Origin of the sequence: Bradyrhizobium cajani, from assembly GCF_009759665.1 — a bacterium.
GTDB lineage: Bacteria > Pseudomonadota > Alphaproteobacteria > Rhizobiales > Xanthobacteraceae > Bradyrhizobium > Bradyrhizobium cajani.
Window position 1 is genome coordinate 206,858 of sequence record NZ_WQNE01000003.1, and the last position, 16,799, is coordinate 223,656.

The 16,799-nt window shown below is 65.7% G+C and carries 10 protein-coding genes and 1 pseudogene; 7 read left to right on the plus strand and 4 right to left on the minus strand.

What is annotated here, in order from left to right; all coding sequences use genetic code 11:
- Positions 1-56: 56 nt before the first annotated feature.
- Positions 57-1,202 (minus strand): GNAT family N-acetyltransferase, encoded by a 1,146-nt coding sequence (locus tag GPL20_RS38720; protein WP_167532911.1) that lies wholly within the window; start codon positions 1,200-1,202, stop codon positions 57-59.
- A gap of 124 nt (positions 1,203-1,326) precedes the next feature.
- A pseudogene (locus GPL20_RS05970) lies at positions 1,327-2,676 on the minus strand (O-antigen ligase family protein); the annotation flags it as partial.
- 298 nt (positions 2,677-2,974) lie between these two features.
- Between GPL20_RS05970 and GPL20_RS05975 the strand changes: the two are divergent.
- Positions 2,975-3,961, plus strand: a complete 987-nt coding sequence (locus tag GPL20_RS05975) for a glycosyltransferase (protein ID WP_157328633.1) — start codon at positions 2,975-2,977, stop codon at positions 3,959-3,961.
- Between the two features lie 113 nt (positions 3,962-4,074).
- Here the strand turns inward: GPL20_RS05975 and GPL20_RS05980 are convergent, their stop codons facing one another.
- Positions 4,075-5,103 (minus strand): glycosyltransferase family 2 protein, encoded by a 1,029-nt coding sequence (locus GPL20_RS05980; RefSeq protein ID WP_157328635.1) that lies wholly within the window; start codon positions 5,101-5,103, stop codon positions 4,075-4,077.
- Positions 5,104-5,512: 409 nt separating this feature from the next.
- Here GPL20_RS05980 and GPL20_RS05985 point away from each other — a divergent pair, with 409 nt between their 5' ends.
- The 5 genes from GPL20_RS05985 to GPL20_RS06005 all read left to right on the plus strand — a co-directional run bounded on the left by GPL20_RS05985 (position 5,513) and on the right by GPL20_RS06005 (position 11,348).
- A complete protein-coding gene (locus tag GPL20_RS05985; protein WP_157328637.1) occupies positions 5,513-6,307 on the plus strand; it encodes a class I SAM-dependent methyltransferase in 795 nt (264 codons plus the stop codon).
- Positions 6,308-6,598: 291 nt separating this feature from the next.
- Positions 6,599-8,971, plus strand: a complete 2,373-nt coding sequence (locus GPL20_RS05990) for an exopolysaccharide transport family protein (protein ID WP_157328639.1) — start codon at positions 6,599-6,601, stop codon at positions 8,969-8,971.
- Positions 8,964-9,770 carry a WecB/TagA/CpsF family glycosyltransferase gene (locus GPL20_RS05995; RefSeq protein ID WP_157328868.1) on the plus strand — a complete coding sequence of 269 codons (807 nt, stop codon included), beginning with the start codon at positions 8,964-8,966 and terminating at the stop codon, positions 9,768-9,770. Before GPL20_RS05990 ends, GPL20_RS05995 begins: the two co-directional genes overlap by 8 nt.
- 19 nt (positions 9,771-9,789) lie before the next feature.
- Entirely contained in the window at positions 9,790-10,782 is a 993-nt protein-coding gene (gene galE / locus GPL20_RS06000) for a UDP-glucose 4-epimerase GalE (RefSeq protein ID WP_157328641.1), read from the plus strand.
- 227 nt (positions 10,783-11,009) lie between these two features.
- Positions 11,010-11,348, plus strand: coding sequence for a hypothetical protein (locus GPL20_RS06005; RefSeq protein ID WP_157328643.1), 339 nt, complete (start codon positions 11,010-11,012; stop codon positions 11,346-11,348).
- Here the strand turns inward: GPL20_RS06005 and GPL20_RS06010 are convergent.
- Positions 11,322-15,437 (minus strand): bifunctional diguanylate cyclase/phosphodiesterase, encoded by a 4,116-nt coding sequence (locus GPL20_RS06010; protein WP_254125789.1) that lies wholly within the window; start codon positions 15,435-15,437, stop codon positions 11,322-11,324. The genes GPL20_RS06005 and GPL20_RS06010 overlap by 27 nt on opposite strands.
- A 293-nt stretch (positions 15,438-15,730) precedes the next feature.
- On the opposite strand from GPL20_RS06010, the gene GPL20_RS06015 reads away from it, so the two are divergent.
- Positions 15,731-16,783 (plus strand): Ldh family oxidoreductase, encoded by a 1,053-nt coding sequence (locus tag GPL20_RS06015; RefSeq protein WP_157328648.1) that lies wholly within the window; start codon positions 15,731-15,733, stop codon positions 16,781-16,783.
- Positions 16,784-16,799: the final 16 nt, after the last annotated feature.

Here is a 16,799-nt window from a genome sequence, read left to right on the forward strand (position 1 = left end):
CTAGCACAACGATTGCGATAATCGAATGACCCGCGCAATCCTGGGCTCTGCGGCCGCTAGCGTGGGGTCTTGCCCATCGCCCGTGCCGCGAACGCGGCGAGCCTCGGGTGCCGGCGCAGGCCCTGCGCGGCATGATCGCGCCAGGCGTAGGGCACGCCGCGCCAGGACAGAGCGACGCTGACATCGGTCAGCGGCACCGGCTCGGCGCCAAAGCGGCGCTTGTAGTCCTGGTTGCCGATGCTGAGATCGAAGCGGCGCACACCTTGCGCATGCAGCGCCGCCATGGTGCGCTCGGCGACCAGCAGCCCCGGCGAGCAGCTCGACCATGAATTGCCGGCGTGACTGATGCGCAGGAGATAATAGGTCGCACCGTGCCTGACGCCGAGCGTGGTGGCGACGACCTCCTCGTCGCAGACCAGCGCCGAGACGACGGCATAGCCTTCGGCAATGCCCTGGCGGGCGACCTCGCGATAGAACTTCGCATGGGCCTCGTCGTTGAGGACGAAGCGCGAGCCGAGCTGTTGCATGCGCGCCTGCTGCTGGACATCCATCACGTCCAGCAGCTCATGTGCGCGGGCGACGTCCGTCGCGATCTCGAAGCGCGCGCCGCCGTGCCGGCTGAAGACGCGCCAGCAGCGCGGCATCTGCATGCGCTTGATCAACGCCTGGTAATCCCCATAGTCGTCGCCCATCAGCACGACATTGCCGTTCAGCGAGCTGGACCCGATCCGGCCGAGCGACACCAGCGGGTTCGGCTTGCCGCCGATCTGGGCCGGCATCTTCCTCAGGCGCAGCAGATCGAAGCGGTCGGGCAAGGCACGCAATGCGTCGACCAGCGCCTTGCCGATCGCATCCGTCGCCGCCGTGTCCAACGCGGCATCGCACGCCAGGATCGGCGCGTTGTTGTCGGAGACGCCGAGATCGGCGAACTCGACGATGCGGATACCGCGCCTGACATGGCTGATCATCGGCACCACCGCGATGTTCCTGCCGGTCGCAGCATCGGAGATCACGGCAATCAGCGGCGCGACGTCGTCAAACGCCTCGTACCAGGCGCCGAGCCAGTAACCATGCTGGAACGCGGTGCGATGGCCTGCGTCCAGGCGCAATGCGGCCTGCCGCCAGTCACGCACGAAATCGACGGCGATCCCCGACGTGCAGGACGCAAGACCATCTGGTTGCTCGACGCTGAGAAACGTCATCGGCGGCGCTTACAATTCCTGAGTGTTTCCCGATAGATTACGTTTCGTCGCAGACCACAAGCCACGTCGCGGCTTATCGTTAAGCCGATGCCACCAAAGCCGCTGCGGTTGCGACAAGCTGTCAGCGGTCCGGTTCCACCTGTTCGACGCATTGGAACCTGGCCAGGAAGTGCAGACCGGCCACGGCGAGCGCGAACATGAACCAGATCGGATTCTGCCGCTCGACCAGGAAGGTCTCGGTGGCTCCATAATACAGGCCGAACAGCCACACGGTCAGGAACAGCTTTGTCAGCGCACCACTGCGGTTGTGGGCCTGGGCTGACTGAAAATTACCGAGCGGTGCGAGCACGAAGACGAGGATCACGAGCAGCAGTCCCGGCAGGCCGATGGTGACGGCGAGATCGAGATAGCTGTTGTGGCTGTGTGCCGCAGTCGTCGCCCATTCGGCGCCCTGGGTGGTCTGCCGCGCGCTCACGTCGTCCCAGAAGGCCGCATAGCCGTGGCCGATGATCGGCTTTTCGGCGACGGCCGCGAGCGCGAATTCCCAGATGGCGGAACGGCCGGTGAAGGTGGGATCGAGCGGAAGCAGCCGCGTCATGGTCCCGAGCACGGGGCTCAGGACGCTGCCGACCGTCAGCAGGTTCATCACGATCAGCGGCACGAAGCAGATGATCCGCTTCAGCCAAAGGCTCCGCGTGACGAAGACCAAGGACGCCAGCGCGTAGATCGCAAGGCACAGCACCGACGAGGTCTTGCCGCCGGTGAAGATCAGGAAGATGCCGGCCAGCGCTGCGATCGCCGGACCCATCACGAACGAGCCGACGCTGCAAAGGTAAATGCCGACATAGACCAGGATGGTCATCACGGGCGAAGCGACATTCTTGTGGCCGAAGCTGCCGCGCCAATCGCCGGCAAGCTGCGGCTCGGAGATGTCGAGCGCGGTGTGGGTCGAATATTGCGGCGCGAGGAAGACGCCGAGATAGCAGAGCGTGAGCAGTACGAGCGCCGCGCCCCCGAGGCACAGGTTGAAGCTGCGCTGAGTCGGCGGCAATAACGGCAGGAGCACGGCGAGCGACGTCGCGCTCGCCACGAGCACGAAGCGCTGGATCGAAACGCCGCGGCTCTCGGAGAACATGATGTTGATCAGCAGCCAACCGACCAGGCAGAGATGCAGCGGGGTCACCAGGGTCTTCAGCGAGGGCGCGTCGGTGGCGGCGACGAGCAACACCGCGACCGCAGCCAGGAGGCCGAAGGAGACGTAGGTCAGCGCCATTCGTCCGCCGACGACGGTGGTGACGTCGGGGTTGCGCAGGTCCGGGAAAGGATCGAGCGTCACCAGCACCAGCAGCAGAGCCGCCACTGCGACGAGGCAGCGCGCCGTCCGCACGGCATTCAGCCCTGCAAGCCCATCGCGCAGGACATGGCCCAACGATCGGACCTCGACGTCAGTCATGTCAGCGGCGCTGCGATCCATGGCTCAAGGCAAGGTGACGAAGCCGGAGAAGACTTCAGGTCTAACTCCATCCCTATTAACCGTCCGTCAACCAGCGTGTCGAAGCTCGACGAGACGGCGGCTGTCGCACTCCTCGAATTCCTCGACAGGCTTGATGCCACCGACTTAACGTTACTCCGCGAAACCGGAGCAGCGCAGGCCTTTGCCGCAACGCTTCGGCCGGCAATGCGAGTATCATCCGCAACGGCGCGAGATTGCGATCGCCGGCAGCCCCGGCAGATGCGCCCTGGTTAACAGACCATTAAGAACGAGCCGCAGCTTGATCACCGCCGAAGATGTTCTCGATCTACCGGCCGCCTCCCGCGTCGTTCCGGCGGTGCGCCTCCCGCTGCCGGCGAGCTCAACCCCGTCGGTATCCGTCGTCATTCCCGCCAAGAACGTTGCGGCCTATGTCGGCGAAACCCTCTCCAGTGCACTGGCGCAGGACGAGGTGAGCGAAGTGATCGTCGTGGACGACGGTTCGACCGACGCCACCGTTGCGATCGTCCGCGCCATTGGCGATCCGCGACTGCGCCTGATGATCAACGATTCCGCCGGCGTATCGGCTGCGCGCAATCTCGGCGCGCGACATGCCAGTGGTGACTGGCTGCTCTTCCTCGATGCCGACGACCGCCTGCGTCCCGGCGCGGTGGCGGCGCTGCTGACGGCAGCGCGTGGTGCTCCGCGCGCGGTTCTCGTCTATGGCGACTACAACACGATCGACAGCGAGGGACGGCAGATCGGCCGGCGCGACCTGCTGAAAGGACGCCGCAAGCCGTCCGGCGACGTGCTGGCGCGGCTCGCCAGCGGCAACTTCATCGTCAATGGCGGCATCGTGCTCACCCGTGCCGAGGCCTTCCGCGCCATCGGCGGCTTCGACGTCTCACTCAGATATTGCGAGGACTGGCATTGCTGGTGCCGCCTTGCCGCGATCGGCGAGTTCGAGTTCGCGCCAAGGCTTCTGCTCGACTACCGGCTGCACACGGCCAACACCATGAACGCGGCGGTGCGCACGCCGCAGGACTTCTTCCCGGCGATCGCGCGGGTCTTCGACGACGGGCTGATCCTGGCGAGACTGCCCGAGGGCACGGCCAGCGGGCTGCGACGGGCCGCCGAAATTCATCTCATCACCTATTCGGCCATGCAAGCGGTCCGCTTCGGCAGGTATCGCCAAGCCTTGGCCTATCTCGGGATGGTCGGCCGCCGGTCGCTCAAATCGCTGCCGCGCGCCGCGACCAGGGTCGCCCTCGCCTATTTCGGCATCTAACGCGCGATGAGATTAGGATGAATCGTCATCGCGCTTTAGGTTGTTGTTTGAGCATGATCCTTTCGGAAAACCGCTGCGCACTTTTCCGGATCATGCTTTAGCCCGTCGCCGCGTCAGGACACGATCTTCGAGGCCTCATAGGGCTTCGGCTCCACGCCGATCGCCGCGAGCACGGAGCCGAGCGCGACCATCACGGGATGCATCGCGACGACGGCCTTCGATGTCGCCAGCAGACGCGCCGCGCGAACGAGGGACAACGGCAACCGTCCGAGCATCTGCGCAAACACCCACGCCCGTGCTCCCGCGCTCTGCGCGGCCTTGTGCTGCACACGATAGTTGATCGCGCCGATGCGCAGGCCACGCTTTGCGATCCAGCCGAGGCTGGTGCGGTTCTGCGGCACGGTCTCGGTGATGACCGCCTCCGCCGTCCAGTGGAATGTCATGCCGGCATCACGGCAGCGCACGAAGAAATCGGTGTCGCCGCCTCCGAGGAAATTGAAGCGCAGGTCGAAGGCCGGACGACCAAACCGCTCGAACGCCGACCGGGTGATCAGGCAATTGCCGCAGCCATAGATCAGCGGCACCGCGCCGCTGTAATCATAGGCTGGACAGAAGGCGGGATGGCGTGAAAGCCACGGCTTGCTGTCGTCGTCGAAGACCGGCAGCACCGGTCCGCCGACCACGTCTGCGCCGGTCGCCTCCGCAGTGCGGACCAACCGCTCGAGCCAGTCGCTCGATGCGATTTCGTCGTCGTCGATCATCAGGAAGCGGGTCGCGGCGGGAAACAGCGCCTGCGCCGTCTCGAACGCGGCGTTGATCGCCTGGCAATTGCCTTGCCGTTTCTCGACCAGGCAGACGCCCCGGAGCCTGCCGTCGGCCAGATATTCCGCCGCGACCGGCGCGCTCTCGCGCCGCGCAGCATCGTTCTCGACCATGACCACGGCAAAAGAGCGCGGGGTGCGCTGGTTCACGAGCGAATCCAGCGTCAGCCGCAGATGCTGCGGGCGGCGGAAACAGGGGATGCAGACGACGATGCCGACCGACAGGTCGATGACACGGGAGCTCGCCGCGATCTCCCGGTTGGGATCGCGCACGGCATCCGAGATCCGGCTGGCGGACAGGTCTGTCGGGATCAGCGTCATGACGTCCTAGATGTCCGAGATATGTTGAAAAAGCCCTGCATCAATCGCATGCACTGCGTCGTCTCACGCCGGCACACGCCCCGCGGGACAGATGCGTCCCAAAATGAGCGGCAGGTTCGGGGCGCGAGACATCGCCAAAGCCGCGAACTTTCCGACAATCTCAACGCAGCACCATGCGCTTGACCATTCTTTACGTGTTTGCCTCGCCAATCCTCTTGCCGCGCTTTACTGCAATTCACGGTCCAGCACCCGATAGCCACTGCGATCCCGAGATGTCGTAGTTAACGCACATACGCATTAACCCGCCCGTAAGCACCGCGACCGGTGAAGCGGCGCGGCATCAGATTTGCTCTTCGGGCAAGCAAGTTTTTTCCTGTAAATTTGAATAGAACAAGCGCGGTCAGAAAATATGAACAAGCCAGCCACGATCGATTTCGCGACATCCACAGCGATCAACGTCCCCGTTGCTTACACCCAGGCGCTGCACGACCTGATCCCCGGCGAAGCCCGCGACAGCCTGTTCGCCATTCACGACGTGCTGCGCCGCGAGCTGCCGCAGGGCCGGCTCGCCATCTATGAAGCCGGCGGCGGCTCGTGCAGCGTCCTGCCGACGGAATTGCTGAGCCGCAGCCATGTCACGGTCGTCGACATCGACGAGGACCAGGTCCGCAACAACACCTACGCGGACGAGGCGATCCTCGGCGACGTGCAGACCTACCGCTTCGGACGCGAAGCCTTCGATCTCGTGATCTGCTACAACGTGATCGAACATCTTCCCGACGTCGAATCCGCGCTGCTGAATTTCCGCGACGCGCTCAAGCGCGGCGGGATGATCCTGATCGGTGCGCCCAATCCGCGCTCGCTGTCGGGCGTCGTCACCAAATATTCGCCGCACTGGTTCCACGTCTGGTTCTACCGGCACATCCGCGGCATCAAGGATGCCGGCCTGCCCGGCGAGCCACCGTTCCCGACGTTCTTCCATCCGCTGGTGACGCTGCCCCGGCTCGAGGCGTTCGCGGCCGCCAATGGCCTCGAGGTGATCTATCGTCGCGAGGTCGAGAGCCCACGCTATCCCGAGATGCGCCGGCGCAAACCGCTGTTTGCGGCCCTGGTCGACGCCGCCGCCGCCGTACTCAACGCCGTACTCCCGCGCGGCACCGACGTCCGCCGCGGCGACTATCATGTCATCCTGCGGAAGAGCTGACGGCCATGGCAGGTGCACGGCCGATCGCCGGACGAGCGGAGGCTCGCGGCCACGCTGCGCGCGGTAAGGAAACGTTAATCCCCGGGAGACGCCGGCATCGCGAGCGTCACAAGAACGCGCCGAAGAGTGGCATGCGCTTAAACGCTTTGTTTGCCATTTCGGTGAATAGTCCCTCAATGGGTATGGTTAATTTTCCCTGTTGCGTTGATTGGGCACCCATATCCCGGGTGCGTGGCGTAAAGCGAAGAGTAACCCCTCAGCCCGCGGCAGTTGGAATGGAAGCTGGGGATCATGCTTGACTATAACCAGCCGATAGATCGGGCGAGACCGGAGGCTCCGCAACAGAAGCCTCAGGCCGGCTTCAACATGCTGGAGCTCTTCAATCTGCTCTGGCGGCGCAAGGTCGCGATCGCCGCAGCCGCCCTGCTCGGCGCGACGCTCGCCGTCACGATGGGCAAGAGCCTGACGCCCCGCTACACCGCCACCGCCCAGCTCTATGTCGACCCGCGCGAGCTTCAGCTCGTCGATCGCGAGCTCACGCCGCGCGCGCAGGACGTCTCCGGCATGTCCATGGTGGTGGAGAGCCAGGCGCGGCTGATCACCTCCAACAGCGTGCTGCTGCAGGTGATCCAGCAGGCTGGTCTCGACAAGGACCCCGAATTCGGCGGCGGCGACGGCAGCAGCCTGATGTCGTCGCTGCTCGGCCTGATCGGCCTCCAGCCCCGCACCCCATCAGCCGCCGAGAAGAAGGAAGTGCAGCTCGCGGCCCTCGACGCGCTGAACAAGCACATCACGATCCGCAAGACCGACAAGAGCTTCATCGTCGATATCGAGGTGTGGTCGACCGATCCGGCGAAAGCGGCGATGCTCGCCAACACGCTGACCAATGTCTACCTCACGGAATCCCGCAATTCGCAGGCTCTCGCGGCCCGACGCGCCACCAGCGACCTTTCCGGCCGCCTGAAGGAGCTGCGCGATCGGCTGCGCAATGCCGAGACCGCGCTGGCCACTTACAAGGCCCAGAACAATTTCGTCGGCACCCAGGATGCGCTGATCAGCGATCAGCAGCTCTCCGCCAGCAACCAACGGCTTTCCGCGGCTCGGGCCGCCACGATGGATGCGCAGGCGCGGCTCGACCAGATCGAGGCCAGCCGGCGCACGGCGGCCGATGCGGGCGCGATTCCGGAAGCGCTGCAATCGCCGACGATTGCAAACCTGCGCGCACAATATGCCGAGGCGCGCAAGAAATATGCAGAGCAGGCCGGCGAGCTCGGTCCGCGCCATCCGGCGCTGCGTCAGACCGAGAAGCAGGTCGAGGATCTCAAGCGCACCATCAACGAGGAGATCGACCGCTTCGCCCAGTCGGCCAAGAACGATCTGACGCGCGCCCGCGACTTCGAAGCCTCGCTCAACCGGGCGCTGGAAGCGCAGAAGCGGCAGAGCGTCCAGCTCAGCCAGGCCGCGGTACGCCTGCGCGAGCTCGAACGCGAGGCCGATGCCAGCCGCGACGTCTATCAATCCTTCCTCAAGCGCTCGCGCGAGACCGAGGAGCAGGAGAGCCTGAACACCTCGGCGGCCCGGGTCATCGGCGAAGCGACGGTGCCGCAGCGGCGCTCGTTCCCGCCGGCGATGAGCCTGTTCGCCATGATCGGGTTCGTCTTCGGTGCGATCGCCGCTTCAAGCTGGTTCGTGGCGGCCGAGCTGCTGTTCGCCGGCGCGACGGCGCCAGCGCCGACGCCAGCCCGTCGTGAGCGCACGCCGGCGCCGCAACCTTCCCGAGCTCCCGAGACTCCGCGGACTCAGGAGCCCGCCCGAGCCCAGCAAGTTTCGCAAACTCCGGAGGTTGCACAGGCTCTGTCGGAACTCGACGCGCCACCGCTGCAACCTGCGACGGCCGAGCAGCCCCTGCTCGAAAAGCCGCTGATCGCGCGCCTCCAGGAGGCCGACGTGATCCACACGCTCGGTGCCATTCTCGCCACCGGCAGCGGCGTCGATCTCACCCGGCTCGGCTGGCCGACGCTGCGCCCCGGCTTTCCGCTGACGACGCTGCTCAATGCCTGGCGCGACATGCGCAGTGCTGCGGCCCGGCGTGCCGGCGGCAAGGCGATGCCGGTCATCGCGCTCGTCGGTGCCGGCGAGACCGCCGGGCGCAACGTGACCGCGCTGAACTTCGCGCTCGCAGCCGCGCGCGACGGCGCCCGCGTGCTGATGATCGATGCCGACCATCAGGCACAGGCGCTCTCGAACAAGGTCAACCGGCCCGGCAGGAGCGAGCCGAGCGGGCTCGGCTGGCTCTCGATCGGCAGCAAGGCCGCGCGCGAGATCAAGACGGTCAACGGCGTCTCGGTGCTGCCGGCCGCCGAGGGCGATGCCGGCAAGGCGACTGAGGCCATCCGCAAGGCGATCGCGCAGGCGCGCGCAGCCGGCGGCTACGACCTCGTGATCCTCGACGGCCCCGCGGTGCCACTCGCGGCCGGAGGCCGCAAGCTGCTCGATGAAGCCGACGCGCTGGTGGCGGTGCTGCCGACCAGCCTCGACATCAACGACAGCCTCGAAGAGATTTTGAGCGCGCTTGGCCGCGCCGACCGCAAGCTCGTCGGCGTCGTGCTCGACGAGCTTGCCCCAGCAATACAAGCGCGCCAGCGAGGCAGACAATATGCTTGAGCGCCGCGTAAACCTCGACGGTCGGGCGGCAACCGCCGACGTGCCGCGCACCACCGTCGGCGGCCTTCGCATGGCCGCGCTCGACCTGGAAGCCACCGCCGATTTCATGATCGAGGCGACCGATCCGCGCCATCGCATCGGCCGTCCACTGTTCCTGACTTCCGCCAACGGCGAGGTGCTGGCGCGCTGCTCGACCGAACCGCAGACCGAACGCCTGTTCCGCGCCGCCGACCTGATCAACGCCGACGGTCAGCCGCTGGTGGCGGCCTCGAAGCTGCAATCCTGGTTTCCACTGCCCGAGCGCGTCGCGACCACAGACCTATTCCATGTCGTCGCGCGCAAGGCGGAAGCAATCGGCCGCACCTTCTACATGTTCGGCGCCAGCGAGGACGAGAACGCCGCGGCGGTCGAGAGTGTCCGCAAGCTGTATCCAAACCTGAAGATCGTAGGGCACAGCCACGGCTATCTGCGCGGCGAGGCCCTGCGCGCGAAAGTCGAGGAGATCAATGCCCTCGCGCCCGATTACCTTTGGGTCGCGCTCGGCGTGCCCAACGAGCAGGCATTCGTCGAGGAATTCACACCGCTGCTGACCAATGTGGGCGTTATCAAGACATCCGGCGGCTTATTCAACTTTTTGTCGGGCAGCCGGTCCCGCGCGCCGCAATGGATGCAGAAGATCGGACTCGAATGGGCCTGGCGCACCTGGCTTGAGCCACGCCGCCTGTTCTGGCGCTATTTGACCACCAACCCCCGCGCGCTCTATCTTCTCTTCAGCCGCAAGCGGCCTTCCAATCGCTGAGAGAAGAGTAGAAGACGACATGACCGATCGACCGACCGTCCTCGTCACAGGGGGCGCGGGCTATATTGGCTCGCATGCCTGCCGCGCACTGACCGCCGCCGGCTATCAGCCAGTCGTTTATGACAATCTCTCGACAGGTCATCGCAGCTTCGTTGCCGGCGAGCTGGTGACGGGCGATCTGCTCGACGGCGCGGCGCTGGCGCGCGCGTTCGCCGATCACAAGGTCACGGCAGTGATGCATTTCGCGGCGGCCAGCCTCGTCGGCGAGTCCATGACCGATCCGCAGAAATACTACATCAACAACGTGCAGGGCACGCTGTCGCTGTTGCAGGCGATGCGCAACGCCGGTTGCCGTCGCATCGTGTTCTCCTCGACCGGCGCCGTCTACGGCAACGCCGATTCCAAGGAACTGCCGGAAGACTTCCCCTGCGTGCCGATCAATCCCTACGGCGCCTCGAAGTGGATGATCGAGCGCATGCTCGCCGATTATCGTGCGGCCTATGGCTTCGGCGCGTTCTGCCTGCGCTATTTCAACGCCAGCGGCGCCGATCCGGCCGGCGGCATCGGCGAACTGCGCGACAACGAGACCCATCTCATTCCGCGCGCCATGATGGCGCTTCAGGGCCATGTCGAATTCGCGGTGTTCGGCGACGATTACGACACGCCCGACGGCACCGCGATCCGCGACTACATCCATGTCACCGATCTCGCCGCCGCGCATGTCGCGGCGCTGAAACTTCTGGAACAGGGACATTCCGGCGGCAGCTTCAATCTCGGCACCGGCTCCGGCTTCTCCGTTCGAGAGATCCTGAACGCCATCCGGCAGGAGACCGGGCGCGAGGTGCCGCACACCGTCAAGCCACGCCGCGCCGGCGATCCCACCTATCTGGTCGCCGACCCCTCCGCCGCCCGAAAGATGCTGGGCTTCGCGCCGCGTCACTCCGACCTCGGCACGATCATCCGCACCGCCTGGGCCTGGCACCAGACCGCGCATCCGTTCAGGGCGCGTTAGGCAACTGTAACACCCGTACCTTGCCTGCCGCGCCTCCGAACGGCTAGGATGAACATTCCCTGCCGCCGCTGGCGCATCGCTGAAGGCCGCATTGGGCATTGCCGACGATGATGTCGGCTTGCATGGCTCGGCCGTTTTGCCTGAGCCGATCTTTCCGAGTGTCGAGGCCACGATCGAATCCCCGCATCGGCCTGCCATCGGGCGCGGATTCAAGGAGTATCGACCGCATGCATCAGGCTGCACGCCTGGAGTTCGAGCGTGTGATGGAGGAGTACGCCCGCTGGCGCATCGTGCCCGCTGACGAGCGCTCGCCGGCGCCTGCCTGGTGGTGGGGTCCCGCCATGGCGGTGTTCGACGATCATGAGCCGATGAGCGGCGCATGGTGCTTAGAGCTCGGCCTGGGCGAGGGAACGAGCTTCGCCAAAGGCGCGCGCACCGTCCTCGCGCTGTTCGTCGAACAGACCTCGCTGACCGGGCCGCAGGATTTTCCGAGCAAGGCCGAGCGCGATCACGACGTCCGCGAGCTGCACCCGCAGCCGTCAGACGACAGCGCGTTTCAACCGTAGCGCCACCGCCGCCTCGGCAGCCAGATCCCGCTCCGGCTGGAGCGGCGGCGCAACCGGCAGCACCATCGGCCGCAGCAGTTCGGCCATCTGTCGCGCCGGCAGCGGCTTGGCGATCAGATAGCCCTGCATCTCGTCGCAGCCGTGGGTGCGCAGGAATGCCTCCTGCTCGGCGTTCTCGACGCCTTCGGCGACCACGGTCATGCCGAGCGCTTTGCCCATGCTGATGATCGCCTGCGCGATCGCCTGGTCTTCCGAGTCCTGCGGCAGGTCACGCACGAAGGAGCGGTCGATCTTGATGGTGTCGATCGGGAAGTGCTTCATCAGCGACATGGACGAATAACCGGTGCCGAAATCGTCGATGGCGAGGCGAATGCCGCGGCTCTGGATGGCATCGAGCACCTTGAGCGCACGCCCGACATTGCGCATCATCATGCTCTCGGTGACCTCGAGCTGGAGCAGCACCGGCGACATGCCGCTGGCGGCGAGCGCCTCGTCGACGTCCTGCAACAGATGCTCGTCGGCGAACTGTCGCGGCGACAGGTTCACCGCCATCGACAACGGCAGCAGCCCTCGGCGCTGCCAGGCCATGGCCTGCGCGCAGGCTTCATTCAGCACCCAGCGGCCGATCGGCACGATCAACCCGGTCTCTTCCGCAAGCGGAATGAACTGCGCTGGCGAGACGCTGCCGAGTTCCGGATGGGTCCAGCGCAGCAGCGCTTCCACGCCGGTGATCTGGCCGGTCTCCATGTCCACCTTGGGCTGATAGTTCAGCGAGAACTGCTCGCGCTCCAGCGCCCGGCGCAGCGCGCTCTCCAGCGACAGCCGCTCGATCGACTGGGTCTTCACCTCCTTGGAGAAGAAGCGATAGCCGTTCTTGCCGTCTTCCTTGGCGAGATACATCGCCATGTCGGCGTTCTTGGTCAGCGTCTGCGCGTCGGCACCATTGGCCGGATACATCGCGATGCCGATCGACGCCGTGGTGTGGCACTCGTGGCCGGCCAGCTCCGTCGGCTCGGCGAGCGCCGTGAGCAGCTCGGTGGCGATGCGCTGGACGTCGTCGATCTCGCCGCACTGGTCGAGGATCACCACGAACTCGTCGCCGCCGAGGCGCGCCACCACGTCGCTCGTGCGCAGCGCGTTGCGCAGCCGATCCGCGACCTCGAGCAGGAGCAGGTCTCCGGCCTCGTGGCCGAGCGAATCGTTGATGACCTTGAACCGGTCGAGATCGATGAACAGCAGCGCGAAGCGGTGGTCGTGCCGCTGGGCCGTCTCGATCGCCCCGCGCAGCAGGCCGTTGAAAGTCTCGCGATTCGGCAGATTGGTCAGGCTGTCATGCGAGGCGAGATATTCGATCCGCTCGTCGGCCTTGTTCTTCTCGTCGGCGCGATCGAAATTCTCCATCGCGAAGGCGACGTTGTCGGCGAGCCGCTGCAGCAGCTCGACGAACTCGGTCGTGAAAGTGTCCTTCTCGGTCGACATGTAGATCATGACGCCGACGGCCTGGCCATGCACGATGAGCGGAATCGCCGCGCCCGACCGCGCGCCGTCGCCGCGAACGATGGCATGGAAGGCGCTCACGCGCTGGTCGTTGAGATAGTCGTTACTGATGCACGGCTGCCGCGTTCGGAACGCCGTGCCGGCCATCCCCCGACCTTCGGGGCGCTCGGGATCGACCGAGAGGCGGACGTTGCGCGTGGTGTCGGACGACGGTCCGGCACTGGCGACGATCTTGAGCTGGTCGCTGTCGGTGCTGGCGAGCGCGATGGTCGTCGAGGTAAACTTGGCGCCGTTCGACGCGGCGAGGCACACGAGGTCGAACAATTCGGAGCGCGATTCCGCCCGCATGATCGCCTCATTGGTCGCGCTCAGGGCCGCGAACATGCGCGTCAGGCGTTCCTTCTGCGCCTCGGTGCGGGCCTTTTCCTCCGCGCGATCAAAATTGTCGAGCGCGAACGACACGTTCTCGGCCAGGCGCCCGAGCAGTTCGACCAGATCCGGCGTGAACGTGTTCTCCTCCGGCGCGAGGAACAGCAGAATGCCGATCGGTTCCTGCCCCGCCCGCAGCAGCGGGAAGCTCGCGGCCGCCCGAGTCCCGTCCTCGGCCGCCTTGGAATGCCAATGCGCCGATCGTGGGTCGTGGAGATAGTCGTTGATCACGCTGGACCGTCGCGTGCGCAACGACGTGCCGATGATTCCCTGTCCCTCGGGATGATCGGGTGAAACAACGCAAGTACGTCCAGCCATGAGCTCCTGGAGGCGTCCCTTGACCGCGACGACCCGGACGAGCTCGCGTTTTTCGTCCATGATTCCGATCGTCACCGACGCGAAGACACCGCCCAGCACCGCCGCCTGGCACGCAACCTCGAACAGCTCCTCGCGGCTCTTGGCGCGCATGATGGCTTCGTTTGTGGCGCTCAGCGCCTCGAACATGCCGCTCAACCTGTTGCGCTGCTTGTCGGCCCTGGCCTTTTCATCGGCACGATCGAAATTCTCCAGCGCGAAGGCGACGTTGGCCTGAAGCTTGCGCAGCAGCTCGACGAACTCGTCCGTAAAAGTGTCACACTCCGGCGAGTTGAACAGGAACACGCCCTCGACACGGTCGCCGTTGAAGAGCGGCAACGCCGCGGAGGACGCGATGCCGTTGCGGCGGGCGCTGGCCTGCCACGGCGCGATACGGTCGTCGGCCAGGACGTCGTTGCTGACGGCGGGCTGGCGCGTGCGGAACGCGGTGCCGGTCAGCCCACGCCCTTCGGGCACCTGGTCAGAGGTGGAGAACTTGAAGTTGCGAACCTGGTCCGCATTCGGTCCGTAACAAGCGACGACGCGCAGCAGCTCGGCCTTGTGATCGACCTGCGCGATGGTGACCGAGGTGAACTTGGCGCCTTTCGCCGTCGCTTCGCAGACGAGGTCGAACAGCTCGGACCGCGACCGCGCGCGCAGGATCGCCTCGTTGGTGGCGCTGAGCGCCGCATACATGCGCGCGAGGCGCTCTTCCTCCGCTGCGATCCTGGATTTCTCGGCCTCGCGGCCGAAGTTCTCGATCGCGAACGAGACGTTCTCCGCCATGCGCAGCAGCAGCGCGACGATCTCCTCGTCCTTGGCCCAGGAGCGGCTGATGAAGAACAAGAGGACGCCGACACTTTCTCCGCGCCTGATCAGCGGCGCGACCACGCAAGCCGCGACCCCGGTGTTGACGTTGGCCTGCTCCCACGGCGAGCCCCTGGTGCGGCTGGCGAGATCGTCCTCGACGACGGCTTTCTGTGTCCGGAACACCTCGCCGGATATTCCCTTGCCGTAGGGATTCTCCGGATCGATCGAATAGCGCGCCTGGGTGACCAGTTCGAGATTCTGTCCGGTGGAGGCGACCGGAATCATCCAGTGCGAGTCCGGTTCGCGGAGCAGAACGATGGTCGCCAGCGACTTGCCGCTGTGCACCGAGGCGTCGCACACAAGCTGGTACAGTTCCTGCTCGGTCTTGGCGCGCAGGATGGCCTCGTTGGTCGCGCTGATGGCGCCGAACATGCGGTTGAGCCGCCGCATTGCCCGCTCGCCGGCCTGCCGCGCGGTCTCGCGCGCGAAATTGTCCAGTGCATAGGAGATGTTGGCCGACATGCGCTCGAACAGCGACACCATCTGCTCATTCAGCGAGCCGGCTTCGCTCCGGGTCACGTACAGCACGCCGACGCTGCTGCCGTTGCAGAGCAGCGGCAGCGCCGCAGCCGCGCCGATCCGGGCCTTGGCCGCGCCCTCGCGCCATGCCAGGGAGCGCGGATCGTTCAGATAGTCATTGCTGATGCACAGCTTCTGATCGCGAAATGCTTCGCCGCCGACACCTGATCCTTCGGGCGTGCCGGCTTCCGTGGTGATCTTGAGCTCCCGCAGCCGCGCAACGTCGTCGCCGCAGCCGGCGGCAAAATGCAATTGCCGGCCGTCCGGCCCGACCAGGAACACGGCAACGGCCAGAAAATCCCCACTCGAAAACCCGGCGTCGCAGACCTTCTGGTACAGCTCGTCCGGCGATTTCGCGTAGAGGATCGCTTCGTTGATAGCGCTCAACGCTGCAAAGGTGCGCGCGAGGGTCGTCGGCACGGTCTCAGCTCCCGGGCATTCTGCCATTTTCTCCCGGGTGCCGTTATGAGCGGCGATCGCCTAAGTGGTCGTTATTGCGCGCCGCAAACCGCCGATCAAAGTGAACGAGCTGCGAATGACCAGCACGAAACTGTCGAAAATACCGCCGGACGGTATGGATACTCGATGAAGGGCGCCTCCTCTCCACGAATTTGCAGCCCTGTATTGGTTTACGGGAGATTGATATCGCGGCCCCGCTTTGAGACGATGGCACCCAAGCACCGCCCGCCAAGAGCGGAGACCGAGGGAACGCCATGCCGATCGTCAGGGCCGACCGCCTCACGCGCATCAGCGCCGCGCTGCTCCGTGCCGCCGGCGCATCCGAGGACGAAGCCGATGCCGTCGCGGTCGGCTGCGTCAACGCCAATCTCGCCGGTCACGACTCCCACGGCGTGATTGCCGTTCCCACCTACATCGACCGCATCAAGGCCGGCCACATAGTGCCCGGCGCCAAATGGTCCGTCGTTCAGGAATCGCCGACCACGACCGTCATCGACGGCCATTGGGGTTTTGGCTTCCACGTCAATGCCAAGGCGATGGCGCTGACCATCGAGAAGGCGAAGACGACGAACCTCGCCGCCTGCACCGTGTTCCGCCAGAGCCATGTCGGGCGCCTCGCCGCCTATCCCCTGATGGCGATGCGCGAGGGTATGATCGGGATCGCGACGGCGGACTCCGGACGCTCGCCGAAGCACGTGGCGCCGTTCGGCGGCCGCGAGGCGCGGCTCGGCACCAACCCGATCTCGATCGCGGTGCCGTCCGATCTCGATGCGCCGTTCTATCTGGACATGGCAACCTCGGCGGTCGCGGCCGGAAAAATCCAGCTCGCGGTGGCTCGCGGCGAGGAGATTCCGACGGGATGGATCATCGATGCCGAGGGACGGCACACCACCGACCCGACCCAGTACCGCAAGGGTGGCGCGTTGCTGCCGCTCGGCGGCACCGAGGGCTACAAGGGCAGCGGCCTCGCCGCGATGGTCGAGGTGCTCTGCGGCCTGCTCACCGGGCTCGGCTTCGGCGTCGAGCCCACGGGGCGGCACAATGACGGCTGCTTCATGGCGGTGTTCAACGTCGCGGCGTTCCGTCCGCTGAAGGAGTTCAAGCGCGAGGTCGCCGAATTCGCGCGCTACCTGAAATCGACGCCGCCGTCCGAAGGCAGCAAGGGCGTGTTCTATCCCGGCGAGATCGAGGGTTTGCGCGAGCAGCAGCGCCTGCGCGACGGCATCGAGATCGAGGACGCCACCTGGGAGAAACTGCGCGCACTGGCGCGCGAGTACCGGCTCGACACCGTCCTCGATCTGGCCTGACGGATCTTCGGAGAAC